We start from the raw sequence: 22,743 nt of genomic DNA on the forward strand, positions 1-22,743 counted from the left end.
ATTAGGCCAGAGGGCGGCGTAAAAGTGAGCCACTCTGGATATGATGGATAGGATAGCCGGGGGCATGCCCCCGGCTATTCTATCTGGGCGATTATTTTGGGTGTGTTTTTGACCGGCTTTGAGTGAGACGGTAGCTTTCGCCGTTCATCTCCAGGATGTGAACATGGTGGGTCAGCCGGTCGAGGAGTGCCCCGGTGAGACGTTCCGAGCCGAAGGTCTCCGTCCATTCATCGAACGGCAGGTTGCTGGTGATGATGGTGGAACCGCTCTCATAGCGCTCGGAGAAGACCTCGAACAACAGTTCGGCACCGGTCTTTGAGAGCGGCACAAAGCCCAGTTCGTCAACAATCAGCAGCCGGTATTTGGCCAGCTTTTTCTTGTAGCGCAGCAGGGACTTCTCATCCCTCGCCTCCATCAGTTCATGCACCAGGGCGCTGGCCGTGGTGAAGCCGACGCTGATGCCCTTCTGGCAGGCGGCCAGACCCAGCCCAAGGGCAATATGGGTCTTGCCGGTGCCACTGGGGCCAAGGGCGATGATATTCTCATGACGGTCCACATACTCTGAGCGCGCCAGCGAGAGCACCAGCATCTTGTTGAGCTCGGGAATGGCCTTGAAGTCGAAGCTGTCCAGGCTCTTGACCGCCGGGAACTTCGCCAGTCTGATCCGCCGCTCGATCATCCGCCTTTCCCGGTCGATCAGTTCCAGCTCGGTGAGCCTGGCAAGATAACCGGTATGGTCAACGCCTTCGGACGCACACTGGCGGGCCACCTTGTCATAGTCCCTGAGGAAGGTGGGCAGACGCAGCTTCTTCAGATGGTGGGATAGCAGTATCTGTGGTGCTTCACTCATGACGCAACTCCCACCAGGCACATATAGGTGGATGGCGACGTGGTGCCCACATTGGCCCTCGGGAGGTAGGGGTAAAGTGTCAGGTCAAGCCGGGCCGGGCGGCGCTCAATCCGGCACAATACCAGATGCTTCACTGCATCATAGCCAATAGCCCCCAGGTTCAGGGCATCCTTCACGGCCGCCGAGAGCGTTGCCATATCCACTGTATCCAATAGCCGCAGCACCTGGACATATTCCCGCTTGCCGGCCTTGCCCATGCGGGCTTCCAGAAGCCGCCGCAGCTTGTGTATCTCTTCCGGCAGGTCCCAGCCATCAAGCGGGGCTGCCTGGTCAAGGCTCATGATCTTGCGCTCAATCAGCGGCAGGTAATGCAATGGATTGAAGACCATGTCGGCCTCGTCATAGGAGCGCTCATGACGGGCGATGATCTCACCAGCACAGCCAATGACCACTTCGCCAACATAGCCCCGGACCCAGACCTCCCGGTGGGCAAAGGCAACAGGTACCGAGTAATCATTGCCCTTGTAGCGCACCAGAGACAGGGAGGTGACCCGACCGGCCTGCTTGTGGCAGGCGTCGAAGAGCGTCGCAGGTAAGGGGCGCATCGCCGCCAGATCAGCCTGCAGCCGGTCCCCGATGCTCACCTTGTGCCCTGACAGGATGTCTGACTGCCGCCTGATACAAGCGTCCTCCAGATATGCATTGAAGGCGTCAAAGCTGGCGAAGGACGGAATGGGGACCATGAAGTTGCGCCGAGTATAGCCGACCATGCCTTCAACCTTGCCTTTGTCGTTGCCCTTGCCGGGACGGCCATAGCGGTCTTTTACCAGATAGTGGGACAGAAAGGCCGAGAAGCTGTCGGTCCGCTTGCGCGTGCCGTCCGGCATGATCCGAGCTACCAGGCAGCGATCGTTGTCGTACACTATCGACTGCGGCACAGCGCCAAAGAAGGCAAAGGCGTGGTTATGGCCATCCAACCACGCTTCCGTTGTCGCCCGGGGATAGGCCCTGACATAACAGGCATCGCTGTGCGGTAGGTCCAGCACAAAAAAGTGTGCCTTCTGCTGGACGCCGCCGATGACCACCTGGGCTTCGCCGAAGTCCGCCTGACCGTGGCCCGGGGTATGGCTGAGCGGGACATACACTTCCCGGCTGACACGCTTCTGCTCCCGCACATAATCCTTGATGATCGTATAGCCGCCATCAAAGCCATACTCAGAGCGCAGGCGCTCAAAGATCCGTTTCGCTGTATGGCGCTGCTTGCGCCCGACCTGACGGTCACCCTCAAGAATAGTGTCGATGATCTCTGTAAAACCGTCGAGCTTTGGGCGCTTGACCGGTTCTGTGCGCTGGTAACCCGGCGGCTCTGAATGGTGCAGCATCTTCGATATGCTGGCTCGGGATACGCCAAAACGGCGCGAAGCTTCTCTCTGGCTCAAACCCTCAACATGGCAGGCAAGCCGGACACGTCTGTATAAGTCCACGGTGAATATCCTCTGGCCCTCCCAGAAAATGGAAAAGCCTCAAACTGGCAAACTTTTAGTCCGCCCGCAGCAACACTTTGTCGCCGCTTCCGTGGTTCACTTTTGCACCGCCCTATACACAACATACCTAAATTTACATCAGGTGTTACACCCTGTGATAGAGTCTAACTATTTAATATATATAATTAAATAGGATTGATATACATTTACGTAAATTTATGTACTAGCTTAGGTATAAGCTTCAGGTGCTAGTGTCCGTATGGACGTGGAGGTTCGAGTCCTCTTCTGGGCACCATTCAAAACCCGCCTTTACCGTTTTCGGTCAGGCGGGTTTTTGCGTTTCGGGGTTAGCTGGCTCGAAACAGTCGACGCCTCAGCCCAAACAGGATACCTATAACGCATGACGCAAAATGAGCCCCTTGAGATTTTTCTGGTGACCGTGCCCGGCCTTGAAGCCGCGCTGTGTGATGAAGCGCGCGCGTGCGGGTTTGTGGATGCGAAGCTGGACAAGGGCGGCGTGACGGTAATGGGCAGCTGGGCCGACGTGTGGCGCGCCAACCTTTTACTGCGCGGCGCAAGCCATGTGCTGGTGCGGCTGGGCGCTTTCCGGGTGATGCACCTGGCCAAGCTGGATAAAGCCGCGCGCAAGTTCCCGTGGGGCGACACGCTGCGGCCTGACGTGCCGGTGCGCGTGGAAGTGACCTGCAAAAAGTCCCGCATCTATCACCATAAGGCAGCAGCGGAACGGTTCGAGACTGCCATCGTTGACGAGTTCGGCGGCACGATTTCGCCGGACGCAGGCGTATGCATCAAGGTGCGCATCTTTGATGATATGTGCACCATCAGCATCGATACCTCCGGCGAAAGCCTGCACAAGCGCGGCTACAAGGAAGCCGTGAACAAGGCCCCCATGCGCGAAAACCTGGCAGCGCTTCTGCTGCGCGACTGCGGCTTTAAGGGCGATGAGCCGGTGGTGGACCCCATGTGCGGGTCTGGCACTTTTGTGATTGAGGCCGCGGAAATGGCCACAGGCATGGTGCCGGGCCGGGCGCGGGCCTTCGCGTTCGAGCAGCTGGCGACGTTTGATCTTGAGGCGTTCGTAAACCTGAAGGAAGCGCTGCCGAGTGCCGCTGACACCAGCGCCCGTTTCTTCGGCTTTGACCGCGATGGTGGCGCCATCAAGATGAGCATGGCCAACGCAGACCGCGCGGGCGTGGCGGCGATCACCGCTTTCGAGCGAAAAACCATCAGCGAGCTTGTGGCGCCCGAGGGTGAGCCGGGCCTCGTGATCATCAACCCGCCCTACGGCATGCGGATCGGCGAGGTGAAGAAGCTTCGGAACCTGTATCAGGCGCTTGGCGCGACTCTCACCGCAAACTTCAAGGGCTGGCGTGTTGGCATTGTCACCAACAATGACGAGCTGGCGCGAGCTACCGGCCTCAAGTTCAAGAAAGCCAAGACGCGCTTTTCCCATGGCGGCATCCCGGTAACGCTCTACCAAACACCGCCAATCAAATAGCCATCAGACAGTAGCCAGCATCTCTTCGCTCAGCGCCCACAGCATGTCGGCGTTCGCTTCATCACACGCCCAGGCGCGGACATGTTCCCACCGCTGGCTATCCTCAGTGCCAAGCTGGGCGATGTCACAGTCTTCGCAATACAGCCCGCCCATGCCGTCAAGCTTCGGGCTTGTCGCAGCCCATACGGCTGTCGATGCGCCCTGCTCAGGCGTTTTGAACATGGCCTTCACGCGCTCAGGCACCGTGCCGTCAGCGTTTTTCCACCCCAGCGCGACCATTTCCTCATCTGGCAGGAACCGCTGAAGGTCCGTGAAAATGCCGCCGGGGTGCACGGAAAAGGCGCGGATGCCGTTTGCCGCCTCGCGCCGGTCCAGCGCGTTGGCGAACAGGGCGTCGGCTGTTTTGGATTGGCCGTAGGCTTTCCATTTATCGTATTCGGTGCGCTCGAAATGAATGTCGTCCCAGAGCACATCTGTGAAGATATGGGCCGTGGACGAAAGGGCAATGACCCGCGCCCCGTTCGCACGCCTCAGCGCCGGCAACAGCCCCTTTGTGAGCGCCATATGCCCCAGGTGATTGACGCCGAACTGGGCTTCCCAGCCCGGCCCCACGCGGGTTTCCGGGCAGGCCATGATGCCCGCATTATTGATCAGGATATGAAGCGGCTTGCCCGTGGCTTCATAGTCTGCGGCAAAGGCGCGGACGGAGGCGATATCTGCCAGGTCTATCGCCGCGACCGTCACGCCGGAAGTGCCCGCAAGCGCCTCAGTCGCGGCCTCAGGCCGCCGGGCGGGCACGGTGACAGCAGCACCCGCATTCACCAGCGCGCGCACCATTTCAAGCCCGATGCCGCTATAGCCGCCGGTCACAACGGCGTTCTTGCCCGCGAGGTCTATGCCTTCAAGCACCTCCGCGGCTGTTGATTTTGCGTGAAATCCCGACGCGATCGGTTTCTGGTCTTCGGCTGCCATATCCTGTCCCCTTAATTATCTGTTCCCACATGAGGTAAGGGGCCTTTGCCCCAAGGCAAGGCGGCCCACCTTTTCGTGACCGGAGCCGATTATTCGAAATAGGTCATGCACTGACGCGAAAGCGCCACCAGGTCGCCGTCTTCCGTGAAAATCCGGCCCGACTGCTGGCAGTAGCCGCCTGCGGCAGCGTCCAGGTCATAGTCCAGATAGAACCAGTCGCTTGCCACCTCATGCGCGGGGCGGACAAATTCAAGCGACCAACTGAGCGAGCTGGCCAGCACCCGCTGGTCATAATGAGCCAGGATGATCGGTGGCGGGATATCGGCGATGGCGACAATCTTCTCCAGCGGGAAGACGCTCATGTCCGTCTTGTTACGCACCCACTGCCCAAGCCGCCGGGCGCCGGTGTTGGACATGGGAATGCCGCCGCCGGTCCAGTGAACATCGAAATTGCTGATAAAGGGCGGTACAGGCGCGCGCACGGCCTCGACCGAGGGAACACTGTCGCGCGGCTCCGCGTTGAACTCTGCCGTGGGGGCAGCTGATTTGGTGTCGCGCGCGTCGCCAAAGGCCGCGGCGGCCTGCAGGCACACGGCATCACCCGCCATGATGCGCACGGTTGCCTGGGTGACATTCTTGCCCTCACGCAGCAGTTCTGACCGCACGGTGACATCTTCGGCCGGAATAGGGCCAACGAAGGATACCATCAGCGACCGCATGGGCTTTTCCTCAGCCAGCAGCGTGCGCATGCCCTTGGCCGCCATGGCCGCACCAAGCCCGCCAAAGGCCGCCCGGCCCTGCATCCACACAGGCGACACCCGGGTTGTGGCAACGGGGCTATCAATGTCGGCCAATATTTCGGCCAGCGTTCTGTCTGTCATCTGTCTCAGCCTCACAAAATGCTGCGCGCGCGCCCACAGGGCGCCAATAGCGCCGTACGCACAGGAAACTATGTCGCAATCGTGATAGAGCAAGCTTTCATTCGTGCATGGCACCCATACCCGACCCCATTCAAACCTTTCCGCCATATAGTTCTTTTTTCTGCCACAAGGCTCTTTATAATGTGCAGATGACATGACAAAAGGTGGCAGCAGGGCGCCATGAAGGCACCCCGGCAACCAACCACCATATTCAGGAGCGCATATGGCCATTCACTTTTACGAAGGCGACCTGCCGGACGGGCTGGATTTCGGGTCTTCCGTAGCCATCGACAGCGAAACCATGGGCCTTCTGCCGCACAGGGACCGGCTGTGTGTGGTGCAGCTTTCAAGCGGGGATGGCGACGCCCATCTGGTGCGCTTCAAGAAAGGCACTTACGACGCGCCGAACCTGAAAGCGCTGCTTGCTGACCCGAAAGTCCTGAAGATTTTCCATTTCGCCCGCTTTGATGTGGCTGTGATGAAGCACTATCTGGGGGTCGACACGGCGCCCATCTATTGCACCAAGATCGCTTCCAAGCTGGCGCGCACCTACACCGACCGCCATGGCCTGAAGGACCTGTGCCGCGAACTGGCGGGTGTGGAGCTGGATAAGCAGCAGCAGTCAAGCGACTGGGGCGCAGATGACATCACCGACGCGCAGAAAGAATATGCGGCGTCTGATGTTCTGTATCTGCACAAGGCAAAAGAAAAGCTGGACATGATGCTGGCGCGCGAAGGGCGAACCGCGATGGCCCAGGCGGCCTTCGCCTTCCTGCCGACCCGCGCCGACATGGACCTGGCGGGCTTCGAGCCCATGGACATTTTCTCGCATTGACGGATAGGGGGCGGTTCGTGACCAAAGCCACACGCGATCACTATACAAGCCCCGGCCTGGCCCGCGAGGAAGCCATGGCCGCCTTGTCGCCTGTGGTCATGGGGCCGTCGAACCCCTTTTGGGACAAATTCATCCATACCATGCGGATTGCGCTTCCCATCCTGGCCATTGTGCTTGGCGGGATCACGCTACTCTGGCCCATCCTCAATGAAACGGAAGTGAGCTTCACCCTGTCGAAAGATGAGGTCGCCAAATCGGACGGCGTGATCCGCATGACCAACCTTTCATACGCCGGTACAGACGGCCTTGACCGGCTTTTCCGGGTTGAGGCCGCGTCCGGCCTGCAGGAAAACCCAAGCGCCCCGCGCGTACGCCTGACGGATATCCGCGCGGAAATGGAACTGGACCCCGGCCTGCCCGCGACCGTTGAGGCCCGCACCGGCATTTACCGCATGAAGGAAGGGACGCTGTCGCTTGTGGGCGGTGTCCATGTCAATACATCGAACGGCTACCGCCTGGATATGGCCGGGGCGGAAGTGGACCTCAAGGGCCATAAAGCCACCGGACAAGGCTCCATCACCGGGGTCTCTGATCTTGGTACCCTAGAGGCCGGCCGTATGGAAATTCTGGTGGATGAGCGCGAAGGCCTGTTTGACGGCGGCGTGAAACTTTCCATCACACCTAAGCGCCCAAAAGGCGACCGCACCAAAGAAACACCAGCCGCAAACAGTGAGGCGAAATCATGATGTCAAAAACCTTCAAAGCCGCCATGCTGGCGACAATGCTGCTTGGTGCACCCGGTGCGCTGGCGCAATCGGTTCTCAAGAATCATGATACCTACCAGCCGCTGGATATCTCAGCCGAACGGCTTGAGATGAAACAGCGCGAAGGCCGGGCCATTTTCCGCGGCGCCGTGAATGTAAAACAGGGCAAGATGACCCTGACATCCGACACCTTGACTGTGTTTTACGAAACCGAAGACGGCATCGAGAACCCCAGCATCGACCGGCTTGACGCCCAGGGCAAGGTAACCCTGACATCAGAATCCGAGACCCTGTCTGGCGACTGGGCCGTATATGATGTGGACCGCCGCCTGGTCACCATCGGTGGCAATGTGGTTTTCACCCAGGGCGATAATAGCCTGCGCGGAGAACGCTTGGAGTTTGACCTGGTATCCGGCCTTGCAAAACTGGACGGGGAAGCAAGCAATGAAGGCCGCGTACGCGGCACCTTCAATGTGCCCCCGAAGAAAGACGGCGAGCCCAAATAGCCCGGCCAAACGGGATTTCAAGTCACGTTTCACAGAGATTTCTTTGCCCGCTCTTTTAGGAATTTTCCTACCTAATGGGCTGGCGTAAACATCTTATTCATGATTTATTGACAATGCTTATGCATGAAATGAGCCAACACCCAGGTCGGCTTTAGCAAAGCATGGGGGATGGCCCGGGTTTCGGGCCACATCGAGAGGCAGTTTATGAGTGCAGACACAGACATCAAGGCAGGTAGCGCCCACCCTCTGACAGGCGGGACTGCAGAAGGCCTTATCATCGACGGTATCGGAAAGTCCTATAGTGGCCGCCCGATCCTGCGCGATGTGTCCCTGTCTGTTCACCGCGGCGAAGTAGTCGGGCTTCTGGGCCCCAACGGCGCGGGCAAAACCACCTGTTTCTATTCCATCACCGGGCTGATCGCACCAGACCATGGCCGCGTGATGCTGGACGGCACCGAGATCACCCACCTGCCCATGTACCGCCGGGCGCGGCTTGGCATCGGTTACCTGCCGCAGGAAACATCGATTTTTCGCGGCATGACCGTGGAGGACAATATCCGTGCCGTGCTTGAAGTGGTGGAGACAGACCGCAAGCTTCGCGACGCGATGCTCGACAAGCTGCTGGAAGAATTTTCGATCACGCATCTCAGGAACACGCCTGCGCTTGCGCTTTCGGGCGGTGAACGCCGCCGCTGCGAGATTGCCCGGGCCCTGGCGGCGCGCCCCAGCTTCGTGCTGTTGGACGAACCGTTCGCCGGCATCGACCCGATTGCCATCGCCGATATTCGGGAGCTGACGGCCCACCTGAAAGACCGCGGCATCGGCGTGCTGATCACAGATCACAACGTGCGCGAGACCCTAGATATCATCGATCGGGCCTACATCATCTATGAAGGTCACGTTCTGTTTGAAGGCAACGCAGAAGCCGTCCTGAAAGACCCGGATGTCCGCCGGGTGTACCTGGGCGAAAGCTTCAGCCTGTAGGAGGTGGAGACGTGGCGCTAACGCCAAGACTTGATCTCAGACAAAGTCAACAGCTGGTGATGACTCCCCAGCTGCAGCAGGCGATCAAGCTTTTGCAACTCTCCAACCTGGAACTGGCCGACTATGTCTCGACCGAGGTCGAGCGCAACCCGCTTCTGGAAATGGGCGAGCCCGGTGAGGGCGGCAGCGGCGACGAAGGCGGCAACCCCGGCGAGAGCGATTTCAGCGACTCCAATTTGCGCGAAGGCGGCGACGCCCGCGACGGCAGCGACGGCATCGTTGCAGCCGACAAAAGCATGGATAGCGATTTCGATACGTCATCGGGTTCCGACGGCGCACTGGACGCCAACTTCGAGACCAACATCTACAATAACGACGCAGTCTCCGACCGCGTTCCCCAGGAAGGCGGTGCCGGCAGCGGGTCGCTTTCCTATGAAGGCGGTGGTGCCATCAAGGGTGGCGGCGGTTTCTCAGACGAACGCAGCCTGGACCAAACCCTTGAGGGCGAGGAAAACCTGCATGATTTCCTGATGCGCCAGATGGCCGTGTTGCTGCAGGAACCGGCAGACCGGCTGATCGCGACCCACCTGATCGACCTGGTGGACGAATCCGGCTATGTGAATGCGGACGACGCGAGTGAAGTGGGTGAACAACTGGGAGCCTCCAAGCAAGACATCGAGCGGGTTCTTGAGGCCCTGCAAACCCTCGAACCTTCAGGCTGCTTTGCCCGTAGCCTGTCCGAATGTCTCGCAATCCAGCTCAAGGAGTTGGACCGGTATGACCCCGCGATGCAGGCGCTCGTTGAAAACCTGGAACTTTTGGCCAAGCGCGACATGGCGGCCTTGAAGCGGCTTTGCGGCGTTGACCAGAACGACCTGGCGGACATGATCAAGGAAATCCGCCTGCTGAACCCGAAACCGGGCCTCGCTTACGGCGGGCAGGCGGTACAGCCTGTGGTGCCTGACATTTTCGTGCAAAAAAGCCGTGCTGGCACCTGGGTGGTGGAGCTGAATACCGATACCCTGCCAAAGGTGCTGGTGAACCAGCAGTATCTGACCGAACTGGGCGACGTGGGTGGCGGCAAGGAAGCCAAAGCTTTCGTTTCCGACTGCCTGTCGAACGCCAACTGGTTGGTGAAAGCGCTGGATCAGCGGGCACGAACCATTCTCAAGGTCGCGACCGCGCTGGTGAAAACCCAGAGCCAGTTTTTCGAGCATGGTGTCAGGTTCCTGAAGCCGCTGACGCTGAAGGACATCGCCGACGAGATCGAGATGCACGAATCTACCGTCTCACGCGTAACCAACAACAAGTTCATGTCCTGCCCACGCGGCATGTTCGAGCTGAAATATTTCTTCACATCGGCAATTTCCGCGGGCGATGGCGGTGATGCGCATTCGTCCGAGTCGGTCAAATTCCGTCTCAAGGAGCTGATCGACGACGAGGATCCGAAGAAGATTCTGTCCGACGACAAGCTGGTGATCATGATGAAGGCTGAGGGCATCGACATCGCACGCCGCACGGTTGCAAAGTACCGCGAAGCCATGAAGATCCCATCTTCCGTTCAGCGCCGCCGCCTGAAAAACATGGGCAGCTAGAAAGCCGCAAGGACAGCCCCTTGGAAAACCGCATGCTGAGTCGTTTTCAGCCCTTGCAAAACCGGCCGTTGATCCACACATAAAAACTTGTGGAGATTCAAAAATTTGACACAAATCAAGGTGGATTAACCACACTTAAACCATCTTTTGTGGTAGGCTGAAACTTCCAGCCGCAATGGGTGGAAAGCGGTGCCAGTGTCGGACGGGGACAGACGCTGGAACTCAACGCCGCAGCCGGGCCGCGACGGCCCGTGGTATAGTAGCGGTAGCCTCCCCGGCTACCTGAGAAAGGATGATTGGCTCCTATGGATATCAATGTTACTGGACGGAAAATGAATGTTGGTGAATCTCTGACCCAGCATGTCGAAGAACGCCTCGAAACTGTCGCAGAAAAGTTCTTTAGCCGCACCATTGATGCAAACGCCACTTTTGTCAAAGAAGGACACTTATACCGAGTTGATGTATCGCTTCACGCCAACCAGGGCATCAATATGCAGGCCCACGCGGAAGCGGATGACCCCTATGCTGCATTCGAACTTGCAGCCGATAAAATAGAAAAACAGTTGCGTCGATACAAACGACGCCTTAAGAACCACCACCACGTACCACAGCGCGAGATTGCAGTAGAGGTCGCAAGCGACCTGATACTCGCGCCGGAAGAAGAAGATGCCGAGGGCATGCTGAACGGCGATAGCGCCGAAAGCCAACCGTTAATCATTGCGGAGAACAAGAAAGAGATCCCCCACGTGAGTGTGCGGGACGCCGTGATGTTGATGGACTTGGCCGATGCCAGCGTCTTCATGTTCCGTAATCGCAAGGGCGATACGCTGGACGTGGTTTACCGTAGGCCGGATGGCAACATCGGGTGGATCAGCCCAAGTGCCGCCTAACGCGTAAACAGGTTGGAAACTGACAAGAGGGTAAACCGGGCCCGCCGCTTGTGGGCCCGGATGAGAGAGAGATCATGGAGATCGAAGATCTGCTTTCAGCAGAGAACGTACTTGGTGACTTCAAAGCATCAAGCAAGAAACAGACATTGCAATCCCTGTCCCGCAAGCTCGCTGACTTTGCCGGGGTGGATAGCCGTCTTGTATTCGACAAGCTTCTCGAACGCGAAAAACTGGGCAGCACCGGCGTTGGTAAAGGTGTGGCCATTCCGCACGCCCGCGTCGAAGGCCTGGACGAGATCAAGGGGCTGTTCGCGCGGCTCGCGAGCCCGATTGACTTTGATTCCGTTGATGACCAGCCGGTAGACATCGTCTTCATGCTGCTCGCGCCCACAGACGCGGGCGCAGATCACCTGAAGGCGCTTGCCCGTGTGTCGCGCCTGTTGCGCGACGAAGCCACACTGAAGAAGCTGCGGGCGACATCGGACGACAGCGCGCTTTATGCCATGCTCGCCCAACCTGCCAGCAACGCTGCCTGAGCCCTCGCCCAACAGGGCGTATCACGATCTTGCTGCAAACATCACCCCCAGGCACGCGGTGCTCTTGGGACTGGTATCGCTGTCCTCTATATCTGCTTTCAGAGCTAGAAAAATATAGAGACAGCGAGACCCCAATGAACAACCTGAAAACCTTCCTTCTGAAGCGACCAGTCGTCGGATCGGCATGCCTGATCGCCATCAGCTTGCTGCTTGTCCTTGGCATTCCCTATCTGTTGGGCAGCCAGCCTGAGCTGAAACTGATCGCTAAAACCTCAACCCGCCTGCTGGCCGCAATCGCCGCAGCTTATCTCCTTTGGAAAATGAACTGGGCGTGGGACGCGGGCCTCACGCGGCGGCCATGGCGCAGGCGTTGGTGGATTGCCCCCCTGCCCATGCTTGCCATCGTTGGCATCAACCTTCTGGGCGTGAACTGGTCGAAACTTGCTTTCACACCCACCGCCACAGCCGGCTGGCTGGGCTATAACCTCTCGGTCGGGCTATTTGAGGAACTCCTGCTGCGGGGTGTGTGTTTCTGCCTGCTGGCCACAGCGTGGCGCCAGCGCAAGAACGGCTTGCTTCTAGCGGCCGTCACCCAAGGCGCCATCTTCGGCCTTCTGCACCTGATCAATCTCGTGCACGCGCCTGTGCTGGATACCGTCAGCCAGACTGTCTATGCCACCCTGCTGGGCATCGGGTTCGCGGGCATGACCGTATTCTGCCGTAGCATCTGGCCAGCAGTCATGGTGCACACCGCCATCAATCTGGCGGGCTCGATGAACAGCGACCTGGTGCCGGGCGCCATCCAGGCTGAAGGCTCGCTGGAAGGATATATTGTGGCGACGGTGGTAATTTTGCTGGTGTCGGCCCTGCCGGGCGTGTGGCAGCTCAGAAAAGAACAGCGAGCGCTCGTGGGCGCTTCTGCCTAATACTCTACGCGCTTGAAATAAAGACCGTCCGGCGGGGCATTGAGCCCAAGCGCCTGGCGGTCACGCGCCTCAAGTGCCGCCTTCACGTCATCCTTTGTCCAGTTGCCTTCGCCCACCAGCTTCAGCGTGCCTATGATGGACCTGATCTGGTGATGGAGGAACGACCTTGCGCCAGCAAGCAGCCGCACCTCGTCGCCTTCGCGCTCAACCGTCAGATAGTCCATGGTCTTGATCGGGCTTTTCGCCTGGCAAGCCACATGCCGGAAGGTGGTAAAGTCGTGCTGGCCTACTAGAACCTGCGCCGCCTCGTGCATGGCATCGGCGTCCAGCGGCGTTTTCACATGCCACTTGAGACCAGCATCGAACGTGAGCGGCGCGCGACGGTTGGCAATGCGGTACACATAGTGACGCTTGAGGGCGTCAAAACGGGCATTGAACTCAGCATCCACAGCCTCAACCTTCACAATAGCGACCGTGTTCCTGGGCTGCATATGGTAGTTCAGCGCCCCTTGAACCTGATCCGGTGTCATCTCACGCTCAAGATCAAAATGGGCGATCTGCCCCAACGCATGCACGCCCGCGTCTGTCCGGCCCGAACCGGTCACCCGGACATTTTCATTCGGCGCGAATTTTTTGATCGCATCCTCAATGGTGGCCTGCACTGACGCACCATTGTCCTGACGCTGCCAACCCACAAAGGGGCGGCCATCATATTCAATTGTCAGCTTGAAGCGCTGCATGATGGCTCCTCAGTCGAACCGCGTGCCCTTGGGCACGCTGAAACCGCGCAGCAATTCTTCGCGGTCCATTGCCGCCTTACCCGCACGCTGACCACGGTCGATCCTGTAAGCACCCTGGCCGCACGCGACCAGAAGCCTGTCATCAAGGGCCGTACCCGCGTCACCCGAAGCATCTTCCACGCTTCCCGCAAGGATTTTCAGCCGCTCGCCATCCACCATGGTCCAGGCCCCGGGGAAGGGAAACAGGCCGCGCACCTGCCGGTCAACCGCGTCCGCGCCCAAAGTCCAGTCCACCTTGGCTTCGGCCTTGTCGATCTTGTGGGCGTAGGTCACGCCTTCTTCCGTCTGCGGCTCCGCCGTGTGCGACCCGTCAGCCAGGCCCTCGATCGCCTCCACGATCAGCTCGCCGCCCATGGCCGCCAGCCTGTCATGCAGGCTCAGCGTCGTGTCATTCGGCGCGATGTCGGTTTCCGCGCGCATCAGCACGGGACCCGTATCAAGCCCGGCTTCCATCTGCATGATGCAAACGCCGGTCTTTTCGTCCCCTGCCATAACCGCCCGGTGGATGGGCGCGGCCCCGCGCCAGCGCGGCAAAAGGCTCGCGTGCACGTTGACGCAGCCATGCTTTGGCGCGTCCAGCACCGCCTGCGGCAATATCTGGCCATATGCCACGACAACCGCAACATCGAGACCAAGCGCGGCGAACTCTGCCTGCGTAGCCGTGTCGCGCATCGACTTCGGTGTATAGACCGGAATGCCCTGACTTTCCGCCCAGGCATGAACGGGCGACGGCCGCTCTTTCTTGCCGCGCCCGGCGGGGGCAGGCGGCTGGCTATAGACAGCCACCACGTCATGTGAGGAGGCTGCAAGCGCCTTCAAGGTTGGCAGGGCGAAATCGGGGGTGCCCATAAAGGCAATGCGCATGGGAAGCTCTCCCTTAAAGGACCTTGGTGTCCTTGGTTGCCTTCTGGACTTTCTTGATGATCATATTGCGCTTCAGGCGCGACAGATAATCAATGAATACAACACCGTTCAGGTGGTCGATCTCATGCTGCACGCAGGTGGCCATCAGACCTTCCATCAGCTCATGCTGCTCTTTGCCGTCATAGTCCAGGTATTTAACCTTCACGGCTGCCGGGCGCTCCACCTCGGCATAATGCTCGGGCACCGACAGGCAGCCTTCATTATAAACATTGAATTCTGGCGACTCCCAGGTAATCTCCGGGTTCACCAGGAAAATCGGCTGGCGATCTTCCTCATCCCCTTCGGTATCCAGAACAATCACCCGCTTCGGTACCGCTACCTGAATGGCAGCCAGGCCAATGCCCGGCGCGTCATACATGGTCTCCAGCATGTCGTCCATCAGGCGCCGCAGGTCGTCATCCACCTGACCGACAGGGTCAGACAGGGTTTTCAGAAGCGGGTCTGGCACATTCACGATTTGCAGTTTCGACATGCTCGGTTTCCTTAAAGGATCAATACTCAGTACTTTTCTTATGGGCTTTACCTATGGTTGGCGCCCTTCTCCGTCAAGCTGAAAGCGGCCTAAAACTCCGAAATCGGGGCATCAGGCACATATTTGCTGGTGCTGTCTTCAATCTCGATCACCCAGAGGTCCGGGTCGAAACCGCGTTTCTTGGCGATAAGCGCATCCGCCGCCTGTTCATCCTGGCCTTCAGCCGCACCCAAGCGCCGCCAGATGCGATTGCCGTCGAAATCCAGAGACTGCTCGAAAAGGAGCACACCGTCCTTGAAGCGGTTTACCTTCAGGATAACCCCGCCGCGCTCCGCATCGCCCTTGGCAACCACAAAAGACGGCATGTCTGCGCCAAAACAAGTGCGCAGATGGGCATCAATCCAAAACTTTGTTGAAAGGCGTGCAGTCATGGAAAGGATATGCGCCAAGGAGCGCAGCCCGGTCAAGGGAGAAGAAAAGAGGGTGACTTAATCGTCTTCACTGAGACCAAGCACGTGCAGGCGGTCTTCGAACATGCGCTTGATCACATCCGGGCCCACATTGAAGGCGACCCCCAGAAGCTCACCCTTGGCCCAGGCAACCGTTGCCGGGATTTCACCGCGACCGGTCATGACCAGCTCAATCTCGACACCGTCCTGAAGCGGCAGGTCCACCCGTACCCGGGCACCGCCGAGCGACAGGTTCCATATCTGGCAGGAAAGCTCATGCTTGCCCACCCTGATTTTGGCAGGCCAAAGCACGGACCGACGTTTAAAGCGCCGGCTGTCCAATCCTTCGGCTTGGGCCTCTTCAGCCTCTGCCGTCTTATTCAAAGTGTCTTTTGCCACGTCTTGCGCCACGCCACCAATGAACGATACCTGCAGGTTTGCACAGGTATGCTACCACAATTCCGCATTCAGACTATAGCCTTAACCGGTAAACCAAAAATGACCAAATCCATAGAATTTTCCTAAATTGCCCCGAAGCGCCCACCCGAAGAACCCATACGGGTGGTGGTGCAAGGAGATGCTTGTTTATGGGTACGCCATTCGGTACCAATAGAGAACCGGGGGGTAAGGAGCGCTCTATGGCGTCAAAGGAATTGTCTGAAACAGCTGGGGCTGCGGACCAGCCTCCGATCTTGATCGTTGAGGACAGCCCGACGCTGGCGCTGACCTATCGCGAATATCTGCGCCGTGCAGGCATGGACGCCATCATTGCCGAAACCGGGGCTGCGGCGCTTGAGGCAATCAGCAAGTCAAAGCCCGCGATTATCCTTCTGGATTTGCGCCTGCCTGACATGGACGGACTTGATATCCTCAAGAAGCTCAATGCGGAAAACAACAGCGCGCGCACCATCGTGATCACCGCTCATGGGTCGGTGAAGGTCGCTGTTGAGGCCATGCAGGAAGGGGCGTCCGACTTCCTGCTGAAACCCTTTGCAGCCGAACGGCTGGTAACTACCGTTAACAACAACCTTGAGATCACGCGCCTCGCAGGCCTGGTGCAGCAATATGCCGGCGGCCAGAAGAAGAAATTCGGCCGCTTTATCGGCGTCAGCCCGGCCATGCAGGCGGTCTATCATATGATCGAAGACTGCGCGTCATCGAAGGCGTCTGTCTTCATCATGGGCCAGTCGGGCACGGGCAAGGAACTGTGCGCCGAATCGATCCACAACCAAAGCCCCAGGAAAGACCGGCGCTTTGTGGCCCTAAACTGTGCGGCCATCCCGTCGAACCTGATCGAAAGCGAGATTTTCGGCCACAAGAAAGGCGCCTTCACCGGCGCCACGTCAGACCGGGAAGGTGCAGCCGTGGCGGCAGACGGCGGCACGCTGTTCCTGGACGAAATCTGTGAGATGCCGCTGGATCTCCAAGCCAAGTTACTGCGCTTCATCCAGACAGGTGAAGTGGTGCCTGTGGGCAGCAACACCCCCATCCAGGTGAATGTGCGTTTTGTTTGCGCCACCAACCGCACACCTTGGGAAGAGGTGGAGGCCGGGCGCTTCCGGGAAGACCTTTACTACCGGCTTCATGTGGTTCCCATTCACCTGCCGCCACTTGCGGAACGGGACCAGGACGTACTGATCATCGCACGCCATATGCTGGAAAGTTTCGCCAAGGAAGAGGGCAAGGAATTCACGGGTATCAGGGCGGACGCGGAAAACCGTCTGCTGGCCCACAGCTGGCCCGGCAACGTGCGGGAACTGGGCAATGTGATCCAAAGCGCTGTCGTACTGAACGAGGGCCCAGAACTGACGGGTGAGATGCTTGACCGGCTGATGGGCCCGACACGCAGGCAGGCGCTGAGGCAACCAGCCAGCCCAATCTTGCCTGACGGCATGACATCCACGGGCGCCATAGAGCCGCTTGCAGCAGCCGAACGCCGGATCATCGAACGGGCGATTGAGATTTGTGGTGGGAAAGTCAGGCTTGCAGCCAAGCGGCTTGAGGTAAACCCCTCCACGCTTTACCGCAAGCTCAAGGAATGGGAGGCGGACTAACCGCCCCCGCGTCTATTCAGCCCTTATTCGGCGCTTATTCAGCGTCCTCGTGGCCCAGCTCTTCCCGCGCCTGCTCCAGCGCGAAGGCCGTACTGGCCGCAAGACCGGCCATATTCACAAGGTCGGATGCACTGGCCGTCATGCGCGCCACCTGGATGGAATGTTCCATGCCCAGAAGCATCGGACCGATAATGCGCGCGCCGCCAAGCTCGGTCAGCAGCTTGTAACCGATGTTGGCGCTATGGAGCGCCGGCATCACCAGAACGTTCGCCGGGCCCGAGAGGCGCATGAACGGATATTGTTCCATCAGGTCCCGGTTCAGGGCCACATCCGCCTGCATTTCGCCGTCATATTCGAAGTCCACATCGCGCTCATCCAGAATGCTCACAGCCTTCTGGATATGCTGGGTCTTGTCAGACGGCGGGTTGCCGAAGTTTGAGAAAGAAAGGAACGCGATGCGTGGTTCGTGGCCAAGCCTTTTCACAAAATAGGCCGCGCTTTCCGCGATATCTGCCAGTTCTTCTGCGTTCGGACGTTCGTTCACCGTGGTGTCTGCCATGAAGACGGTGCGGCCTTTGGTCACGACAATCGACATACCGAACGGGCGGTGGCCCGGGATCGGGTCAATCACCCGGCGGATGTTCTTGAGCGCCCGCCAATAGTGGCGCGTCACGCCCGTGATCATGCCGTCCGCATCTCCCGTCGCCACCATGCAGGCGGAGAAAACGTTCCTGTCCCGCTTCACCAGGCGCTGCACGTCCCTGAGCAGGAAACCCCGGCGGTTCAGCCGCTCATAGATATAATCGATATAGTCGCTGGTGCGCTTGGTATTGGCCGCATTCCAGATTTCAAACTGGTCGTCGTCCACGCCCATTTCACGCAGCTTCTCGCGGATCGGCGCCTCATAGCCCACAAGGATCGGGATACCGTAGCCTGCGTTCTTAAAGCCCACAGCCGCGCGCAGAACCTTTTCTTCCTCTGCTTCCGCAAACACGATGCGTTTTGGCTCGCGGCGCTTGAGGTCTTCGAACATGGTCGACAGCGTATCGGCTGTCGGATCAAGCCGGGCGCTGAGCTCCTGCTCGTAAGCTTCCATGTCCTCAATCGGCTTTCTGGCCACGCCTGTGTCCATCGCGGCCTGCGCCACCTTCACCGGAATACGGCGGATAAGGCGCGGGTCGAACGGTGCCGGGATGATATAGTCCGGGCCATAATGCGGCTGCTTGCCGCCATAGGCTGCGGCCACTTCTTCCGGCACGTCTTCGCGCGCCAGTTCCGCAAGCGCAGTCGCCGCCGCAATTTTCATTTCTTCATTGATGGTGCGGGCCCGCACATCCAGTGCGCCGCGGAAGATATAGGGGAAACCAAGAACATTATTCACCTGGTTCGGATAGTCCGACCGGCCGGTGGCTATGATGGCGTCAGGGCGTGCTTCGCGCGCGTCCTCCGGCGTAATCTCAGGGTCAGGGTTTGCCATGGCAAAGATGATCGGCTTGTCGGCCATCTTCTTGACCATCTCTTTACTGATCGCGCCCGCAGCCGCCAGGCCGATCACCGCATCCGCGCCCACAAGGGCCTCTTCAAGCGTGCGCGCGTCGGTCTCAATCGCATGCGCCGATTTCCACTGGTTCATGCCTTCAGTGCGGCCAGCGTAGATCACGCCCGTGCGGTCAACCATGGTCACATTTTCATGCGGCAGGCCCATGGCCTTGATAAGTTCGATACAGGCGATGCAGGCAGCGCCCGCACCCAATGCAACAACCTTGGTATCTTTGAGTTCACGCCCCGTCAGGTCGAGCGCGTTGATAAAGCCGGCGGCGGTAATGATCGCCGTGCCGTGCTGGTCATCATGGAACACTGGAATGTCCATCAGTTCGCGCAAGCGCTGTTCGATGATGAAGCATTCAGGGGCTGCGATGTCCTCAAGGTTGATGCCGCCGAAGGATGGACCCAGCAGCTTCACGCAGTTGACGAACTCGTCAATGTCTTCGCTGTCCACCTCAAGGTCGATGCTGTCCACGTCCGCAAAGCGCTTGAAAAGAACCGACTTCCCTTCCATCACAGGCTTCGAGGCCGCTGCACCCAGGTTCCCAAGCCCCAGGATGGCTGTTCCGTTCGAGATCACCCCCACCAGATTGCCTTTGGTGGTATAGTCATATGCCGTGTCGATATCTTCCGCGATCGCTTTCACCGGCACCGCAACGCCGGGGCTGTACGCGAGCGACAGGTCGCGCTGGGTCGCCATTGGCTTTGACGGGGTGATTTCAAGCTTGCCGGGGCGACCGGCGGAATGGAACCTGAGGGCCTCCGCATCCGTAAATTTGGATGAATTACTCGGCATGGGGAATCCTTTGTTCTTATGACTGATGTCTTATGGTAGCAGTCCGGGCCAGAATGCTCTAAAAGCGTTTTATGCTATGCGGCATACTATGGCATAAAGCGGCTGACAATTGAAATCGGGAAGTTAACCGGGAGTTAGTTAAAAAAATGGAAGGACGCGCTGTTTTGGGCCCTGAAACAGAAGAAAATTTGTCATCTGACGCCCAAAAAGAAACAAAATATCAAAATGGCGCAGAAAACAAGTGGGCGCGAGCGGCCAAGGCCCCCGGCGTGACCCCCATGATGGCTCAATTCCTCGAGATTAAGTCCAACTATCCCGATTGCCTGCTGTTTTACCGCATGGGCGACTTCTATGAACTCTTCTTCGAAGACGCAGAAAAAGCCGCTGGTGCGCTTGATATCACGCTGACGAAACGCGGCAAGCACGACGGCGAAGATATCCCCATGTGTGGGGTGCCTGTGCATTCATCCGAAATGTACCTCTCCCGCCTGATCCGCAAGTCCTTCAAGGTGGCAGTGTGCGAGCAAACCGAAGACCCGGCAGAAGCCAAGAAGCGGGGCTCAAAATCCGTGGTACGGCGCGAGGTCGTGCGGCTTGTCACCCCCGGCACCATCACGGAAGAAAACCTGCTGGACGCCCGGTCAAGCAACTATCTGGTGTCGCTCGGCCGCGCGCAGACTGATTTCTCGCTCGCAGTTGTTGAAATCTCCACCGGTGACTTTTTCATCCTGCCCACCAAGGTCGGACGGCTGGACGCTGACCTCGCGCGCCTCAATCCGGGCGAGATTATCATCCCTGAAGGCCTGATGGATGACGACAAGATCGGCCGCGCGCTGTTTGACTGGCGCAGCGTCATCAGCCCCTTGAATGCGGGCAGCTTCGACAGCAGTTTCGGCGCGCGCCGCCTTGAGGACATTTTCGATGTCGCCACGCTGGACGGCTTCGCCTCGCTGACCCGCGCGGACCTGGCGGCGGCTGGCGCGCTCGTTGACTATCTGGACGACACGCAAAAGGGCAAGATGCCGCGGCTTTATCCGCCCAAGCGCCTGTCCGCCGACGGCACGATGATGATCGATGCCGCCACGCGCCGCAGCCTGGAGCTAACGCGCACGCAAAATGGCGAAACGTCAGGCAGCCTCCTGTCCGTGATCGACTGCACGCTCACGGGCGCGGGCGCACGGCTCCTGACCAAACGCCTGTCCGCACCGCTCACGGACCCGATACGCATCAACGAGCGCCTCGACGCCGTTGAATATATGCTGGAGCGCCCAAGCCTGCGCACGGACCTGCGCACCGCACTTAAAGCCGCGCCGGATATGGAGCGCGCGCTGGCGCGTCTCTCGCTTGGCCGCGGCGGCCCGCGCGACCTGATGGCCATCCGGGTGGGCCTTGAGGCCGCCCGCACCATTGAGCATTATCTGACGGCCCCCAAGGGCGCACTTGAAGATATGGCGGAGCTGGTGGCCGACGCAGTCAGCGACCTTGGCGAACATGAAGCCCTGATCACGGAGCTTGAACGCGCGCTTGTTGACGAGCCGCCGCTGATCACCCGCGACGGCGGCTTTATCCGGCCAGCCTACAATGAAGCGCTGGACGAATACCGGATGCTGAAGGACGAAAGCCGCCGCTTGATCGCCGGGCTTGAGGCTGACTATCAGGCGCTGACGGAAGTGAACTCGCTCAAGATCAAGCATAATAATGTCATTGGCTATCATGTGGACGTAACGGCCAAGCATTCCGAAAAGCTGTTATCCGCGCCACTGAATGAAACCTTCATCCACCGCCAGACGCTGGCGAATTCGGTCCGCTTTTCAACCTCTGAGCTTTCGAAGCTTGCAGGCAAGATATCTGAAGCGGGCGACCGGGCGCTGGCGCTGGAGCAGGAGCTCTTTGGCGCGCTTGTGACAGCAGTGCTGGAAAAAGCAGGCGATATCTCGGTCGCGGCTGAAGCGCTGGCGAACCTTGATGTGGCCGCTGCTCTTGCAACACTCGCGGAAAACGAACGCTGGACCCGCCCTGAGGTGGATGACAGCCTGGCGTTTGAGGTCACCGGCGGGCGTCACCCTGTGGTGGAAAAGGCACTTCGGGCAGAGAACGATACACCGTTCGTCGCCAATGACTGTGACCTGGGCCCGGACGACCGCCTGTGGCTGATTACCGGCCCCAACATGGCGGGTAAAAGTACCTTCCTTCGGCAAAACGCGCTAATCGCGGTGCTGGCGCAGATGGGCGCTTTCGTGCCTGCCGACCGCGCCCATGTGGGCGTTGTGGACCGGCTCTTTAGCCGCGTTGGCGCCTCAGACGATCTGGCCCATGGCCGCTCCACCTTCATGGTTGAAATGGTCGAAACCGCCGCGATCCTAAACCAGGCGGGGCCACGGTCGATGGTGATTTTGGACGAGATCGGGCGCGGCACAGCCACCTATGACGGCCTGTCGATCGCCTGGGCCGCCGTAGAGAACCTGCATAACATCAACCAGTCTCGCGCCCTTTTCGCCACCCACTATCATGAGCTGACAGCGCTCAAGGAAACCCTTGATGCCGTATCGCTGCGGTCCATGAAGGTGCGGGAATGGAAAGGCGAAGTTGTCTTTTTGCACGAAGTTGGCTCAGGCGCCGCTGACCGGTCCTACGGTATTCAGGTTGCCAAGCTGGCTGGCCTTCCGCCCCGCGTGATTGAGCGCGCGCGCCAGGTTCTTGATCATCTGGAAAACAGCGACAAGGGCGACAAGTCCACAGGGCTCGTCAATGATTTGCCGCTTTTCCAATCTACACCATCTTACCATGCACCGGCACCAAGTGGGCCGTCGGAACTCGAGGAAAAGCTGACCGATATAAACCCGGACCAGCTGACGCCAAAAGAAGCGCTCGACCTGATATACGCCCTGAAGGACATGTTGCCTCAAGACTGACGTTTATCGC

General features: G+C 59.0%; 21 protein-coding genes. 11 read left to right on the forward strand and 10 right to left on the reverse strand.

From position 1 onward, the window contains the following. Nucleotides 1-91: 91 nt before the first annotated feature. Nucleotides 92-850, reverse strand: a complete 759-nt coding sequence (gene istB, locus ACFO5Q_RS01805) for an IS21-like element helper ATPase IstB (RefSeq protein WP_380084279.1) — start codon at nt 848-850, stop codon at nt 92-94. Then, entirely contained in the window at nt 847-2,343 is a 1,497-nt protein-coding gene (gene istA / locus ACFO5Q_RS01810) for an IS21 family transposase (RefSeq protein WP_380084283.1), read from the reverse strand. The genes istB and istA overlap by 4 nt, the downstream gene beginning before the upstream one ends. Nucleotides 2,344-2,734: 391 nt before the next feature. On the opposite strand from istA, the gene ACFO5Q_RS01815 reads away from it, so the two are divergent. Further along, nucleotides 2,735-3,853, forward strand: coding sequence for a THUMP domain-containing class I SAM-dependent RNA methyltransferase (locus ACFO5Q_RS01815; protein ID WP_068147987.1), 1,119 nt, complete (start codon nt 2,735-2,737; stop codon nt 3,851-3,853). Between the two features lie 3 nt (nt 3,854-3,856). On the opposite strand, the gene ACFO5Q_RS01820 is transcribed toward ACFO5Q_RS01815, so the two are convergent. Both ACFO5Q_RS01820 and ACFO5Q_RS01825 read right to left on the reverse strand, forming a co-directional pair. Then, the gene (locus ACFO5Q_RS01820; RefSeq protein ID WP_068147990.1) at nt 3,857-4,825 is read right to left on the reverse strand and encodes an oxidoreductase; all 969 of its coding nucleotides are present in this window, start codon (nt 4,823-4,825) and stop codon (nt 3,857-3,859) included. A gap of 89 nt (nt 4,826-4,914) precedes the next feature. After that, complete coding sequence (locus ACFO5Q_RS01825; protein ID WP_197421087.1) at nt 4,915-5,706, reverse strand: thioesterase family protein; 792 nt, start codon at nt 5,704-5,706, stop codon at nt 4,915-4,917. A 262-nt stretch (nt 5,707-5,968) separates the two neighbouring features. Here ACFO5Q_RS01825 and ACFO5Q_RS01830 point away from each other — a divergent pair, with 262 nt between their 5' ends. The 8 genes from ACFO5Q_RS01830 to ACFO5Q_RS01865 all read left to right on the forward strand — a co-directional run bounded on the left by ACFO5Q_RS01830 (nt 5,969) and on the right by ACFO5Q_RS01865 (nt 12,781). Then, nucleotides 5,969-6,580 (forward strand): ribonuclease D, encoded by a 612-nt coding sequence (locus ACFO5Q_RS01830; protein WP_068147994.1) that lies wholly within the window; start codon nt 5,969-5,971, stop codon nt 6,578-6,580. Nucleotides 6,581-6,597: 17 nt separating this feature from the next. Beyond that, nucleotides 6,598-7,326, forward strand: a complete 729-nt coding sequence (locus ACFO5Q_RS01835) for a hypothetical protein (RefSeq protein ID WP_068147997.1) — start codon at nt 6,598-6,600, stop codon at nt 7,324-7,326. Then, nucleotides 7,323-7,850, forward strand: coding sequence for an LptA/OstA family protein (locus ACFO5Q_RS01840; protein WP_068148000.1), 528 nt, complete (start codon nt 7,323-7,325; stop codon nt 7,848-7,850). Before ACFO5Q_RS01835 ends, ACFO5Q_RS01840 begins: the two co-directional genes overlap by 4 nt. 204 nt (nt 7,851-8,054) lie before the next feature. After that, nucleotides 8,055-8,834: an LPS export ABC transporter ATP-binding protein gene (gene lptB / locus ACFO5Q_RS01845; protein WP_068148003.1), complete on the forward strand. Its 780-nt coding sequence runs from the start codon at nt 8,055-8,057 to the stop codon at nt 8,832-8,834. A gap of 11 nt (nt 8,835-8,845) precedes the next feature. Next, nucleotides 8,846-10,429 (forward strand): RNA polymerase factor sigma-54, encoded by a 1,584-nt coding sequence (rpoN, locus tag ACFO5Q_RS01850; protein WP_068148006.1) that lies wholly within the window; start codon nt 8,846-8,848, stop codon nt 10,427-10,429. 305 nt (nt 10,430-10,734) lie between these two features. Continuing rightward, nucleotides 10,735-11,319, forward strand: coding sequence for a ribosome hibernation-promoting factor, HPF/YfiA family (hpf, locus tag ACFO5Q_RS01855; RefSeq protein WP_068148009.1), 585 nt, complete (start codon nt 10,735-10,737; stop codon nt 11,317-11,319). Nucleotides 11,320-11,393: 74 nt separating this feature from the next. Then, entirely contained in the window at nt 11,394-11,855 is a 462-nt protein-coding gene (ptsN, locus tag ACFO5Q_RS01860) for a PTS IIA-like nitrogen regulatory protein PtsN (protein WP_068148011.1), read from the forward strand. A gap of 134 nt (nt 11,856-11,989) precedes the next feature. Beyond that, nucleotides 11,990-12,781 (forward strand): CPBP family intramembrane glutamic endopeptidase, encoded by a 792-nt coding sequence (locus ACFO5Q_RS01865; RefSeq protein ID WP_068148014.1) that lies wholly within the window; start codon nt 11,990-11,992, stop codon nt 12,779-12,781. On the opposite strand, the gene truA is transcribed toward ACFO5Q_RS01865, so the two are convergent. The 5 genes from truA to ACFO5Q_RS01890 all read right to left on the reverse strand — a co-directional run bounded on the left by truA (nt 12,778) and on the right by ACFO5Q_RS01890 (nt 15,825). Further along, nucleotides 12,778-13,521 carry a tRNA pseudouridine(38-40) synthase TruA gene (gene truA / locus ACFO5Q_RS01870; protein WP_068148019.1) on the reverse strand — a complete coding sequence of 248 codons (744 nt, stop codon included), beginning with the start codon at nt 13,519-13,521 and terminating at the stop codon, nt 12,778-12,780. The two genes, ACFO5Q_RS01865 and truA, sit on opposite strands and share 4 nt — an antisense overlap. 9 nt (nt 13,522-13,530) lie before the next feature. Next, on the reverse strand, nt 13,531-14,445 hold the full coding sequence (fmt, locus tag ACFO5Q_RS01875) for a methionyl-tRNA formyltransferase (protein ID WP_068148022.1): 915 nt from the start codon (nt 14,443-14,445) through the stop codon (nt 13,531-13,533). Between the two features lie 13 nt (nt 14,446-14,458). Next, the gene (def, locus tag ACFO5Q_RS01880) at nt 14,459-14,977 is read right to left on the reverse strand and encodes a peptide deformylase (protein ID WP_068148025.1); all 519 of its coding nucleotides are present in this window, start codon (nt 14,975-14,977) and stop codon (nt 14,459-14,461) included. Between the two features lie 89 nt (nt 14,978-15,066). Then, on the reverse strand, nt 15,067-15,408 hold the full coding sequence (locus ACFO5Q_RS01885) for a DUF1491 family protein (protein ID WP_156431963.1): 342 nt from the start codon (nt 15,406-15,408) through the stop codon (nt 15,067-15,069). Between the two features lie 57 nt (nt 15,409-15,465). Continuing rightward, nucleotides 15,466-15,825, reverse strand: a complete 360-nt coding sequence (locus tag ACFO5Q_RS01890) for a PilZ domain-containing protein (RefSeq protein WP_068148030.1) — start codon at nt 15,823-15,825, stop codon at nt 15,466-15,468. Between the two features lie 239 nt (nt 15,826-16,064). On the opposite strand from ACFO5Q_RS01890, the gene ACFO5Q_RS01895 reads away from it, so the two are divergent. Continuing rightward, nucleotides 16,065-17,480: a sigma-54-dependent transcriptional regulator gene (locus ACFO5Q_RS01895; RefSeq protein WP_068148033.1), complete on the forward strand. Its 1,416-nt coding sequence runs from the start codon at nt 16,065-16,067 to the stop codon at nt 17,478-17,480. A gap of 34 nt (nt 17,481-17,514) precedes the next feature. On the opposite strand, the gene ACFO5Q_RS01900 is transcribed toward ACFO5Q_RS01895, so the two are convergent. Then, entirely contained in the window at nt 17,515-19,821 is a 2,307-nt protein-coding gene (locus ACFO5Q_RS01900) for an NADP-dependent malic enzyme (RefSeq protein WP_068148036.1), read from the reverse strand. A 278-nt stretch (nt 19,822-20,099) separates the two neighbouring features. On the opposite strand from ACFO5Q_RS01900, the gene mutS reads away from it, so the two are divergent. Then, nucleotides 20,100-22,733 (forward strand): DNA mismatch repair protein MutS, encoded by a 2,634-nt coding sequence (mutS, locus tag ACFO5Q_RS01905; protein WP_068148593.1) that lies wholly within the window; start codon nt 20,100-20,102, stop codon nt 22,731-22,733. Nucleotides 22,734-22,743: the final 10 nt, after the last annotated feature.

It is taken from the genome of Kordiimonas lipolytica, from assembly GCF_042651265.1.
GTDB classification, from domain to species: Bacteria; Pseudomonadota; Alphaproteobacteria; order Sphingomonadales; family Kordiimonadaceae; genus Kordiimonas; species Kordiimonas lipolytica.

Excerpts from the sequence above, each read along its gene's own strand:
- ACFO5Q_RS01885 (WP_156431963.1), bottom strand. The coding sequence starts at position 15,408 with ATGACTGCACGCCTTTCAACAAAGTTTTGGATTGATGCCCATCTGCGC.
- ACFO5Q_RS01900 (WP_068148036.1), bottom strand. The coding sequence starts at position 19,821 with ATGCCGAGTAATTCATCCAAATTTACGGATGCGGAGGCCCTCAGGTTC.
- fmt (WP_068148022.1), bottom strand. The coding sequence starts at position 14,445 with ATGCGCATTGCCTTTATGGGCACCCCCGATTTCGCCCTGCCAACCTTG.
- def (WP_068148025.1), bottom strand. The coding sequence starts at position 14,977 with ATGTCGAAACTGCAAATCGTGAATGTGCCAGACCCGCTTCTGAAAACC.
- lptB (WP_068148003.1), top strand. The coding sequence starts at position 8,055 with ATGAGTGCAGACACAGACATCAAGGCAGGTAGCGCCCACCCTCTGACA.
- ptsN (WP_068148011.1), top strand. The coding sequence starts at position 11,394 with ATGGAGATCGAAGATCTGCTTTCAGCAGAGAACGTACTTGGTGACTTC.
- ACFO5Q_RS01825 (WP_197421087.1), bottom strand. The coding sequence starts at position 5,706 with ATGACAGACAGAACGCTGGCCGAAATATTGGCCGACATTGATAGCCCC.
- truA (WP_068148019.1), bottom strand. The coding sequence starts at position 13,521 with ATGCAGCGCTTCAAGCTGACAATTGAATATGATGGCCGCCCCTTTGTG.
- ACFO5Q_RS01830 (WP_068147994.1), top strand. The coding sequence starts at position 5,969 with ATGGCCATTCACTTTTACGAAGGCGACCTGCCGGACGGGCTGGATTTC.
- ACFO5Q_RS01895 (WP_068148033.1), top strand. The coding sequence starts at position 16,065 with ATGGCGTCAAAGGAATTGTCTGAAACAGCTGGGGCTGCGGACCAGCCT.
- ACFO5Q_RS01865 (WP_068148014.1), top strand. The coding sequence starts at position 11,990 with ATGAACAACCTGAAAACCTTCCTTCTGAAGCGACCAGTCGTCGGATCG.
- mutS (WP_068148593.1), top strand. The coding sequence starts at position 20,100 with ATGATGGCTCAATTCCTCGAGATTAAGTCCAACTATCCCGATTGCCTG.
- ACFO5Q_RS01815 (WP_068147987.1), top strand. The coding sequence starts at position 2,735 with ATGACGCAAAATGAGCCCCTTGAGATTTTTCTGGTGACCGTGCCCGGC.
- ACFO5Q_RS01820 (WP_068147990.1), bottom strand. The coding sequence starts at position 4,825 with ATGGCAGCCGAAGACCAGAAACCGATCGCGTCGGGATTTCACGCAAAA.
- ACFO5Q_RS01840 (WP_068148000.1), top strand. The coding sequence starts at position 7,323 with ATGATGTCAAAAACCTTCAAAGCCGCCATGCTGGCGACAATGCTGCTT.
- hpf (WP_068148009.1), top strand. The coding sequence starts at position 10,735 with ATGGATATCAATGTTACTGGACGGAAAATGAATGTTGGTGAATCTCTG.
- istB (WP_380084279.1), bottom strand. The coding sequence starts at position 850 with ATGAGTGAAGCACCACAGATACTGCTATCCCACCATCTGAAGAAGCTG.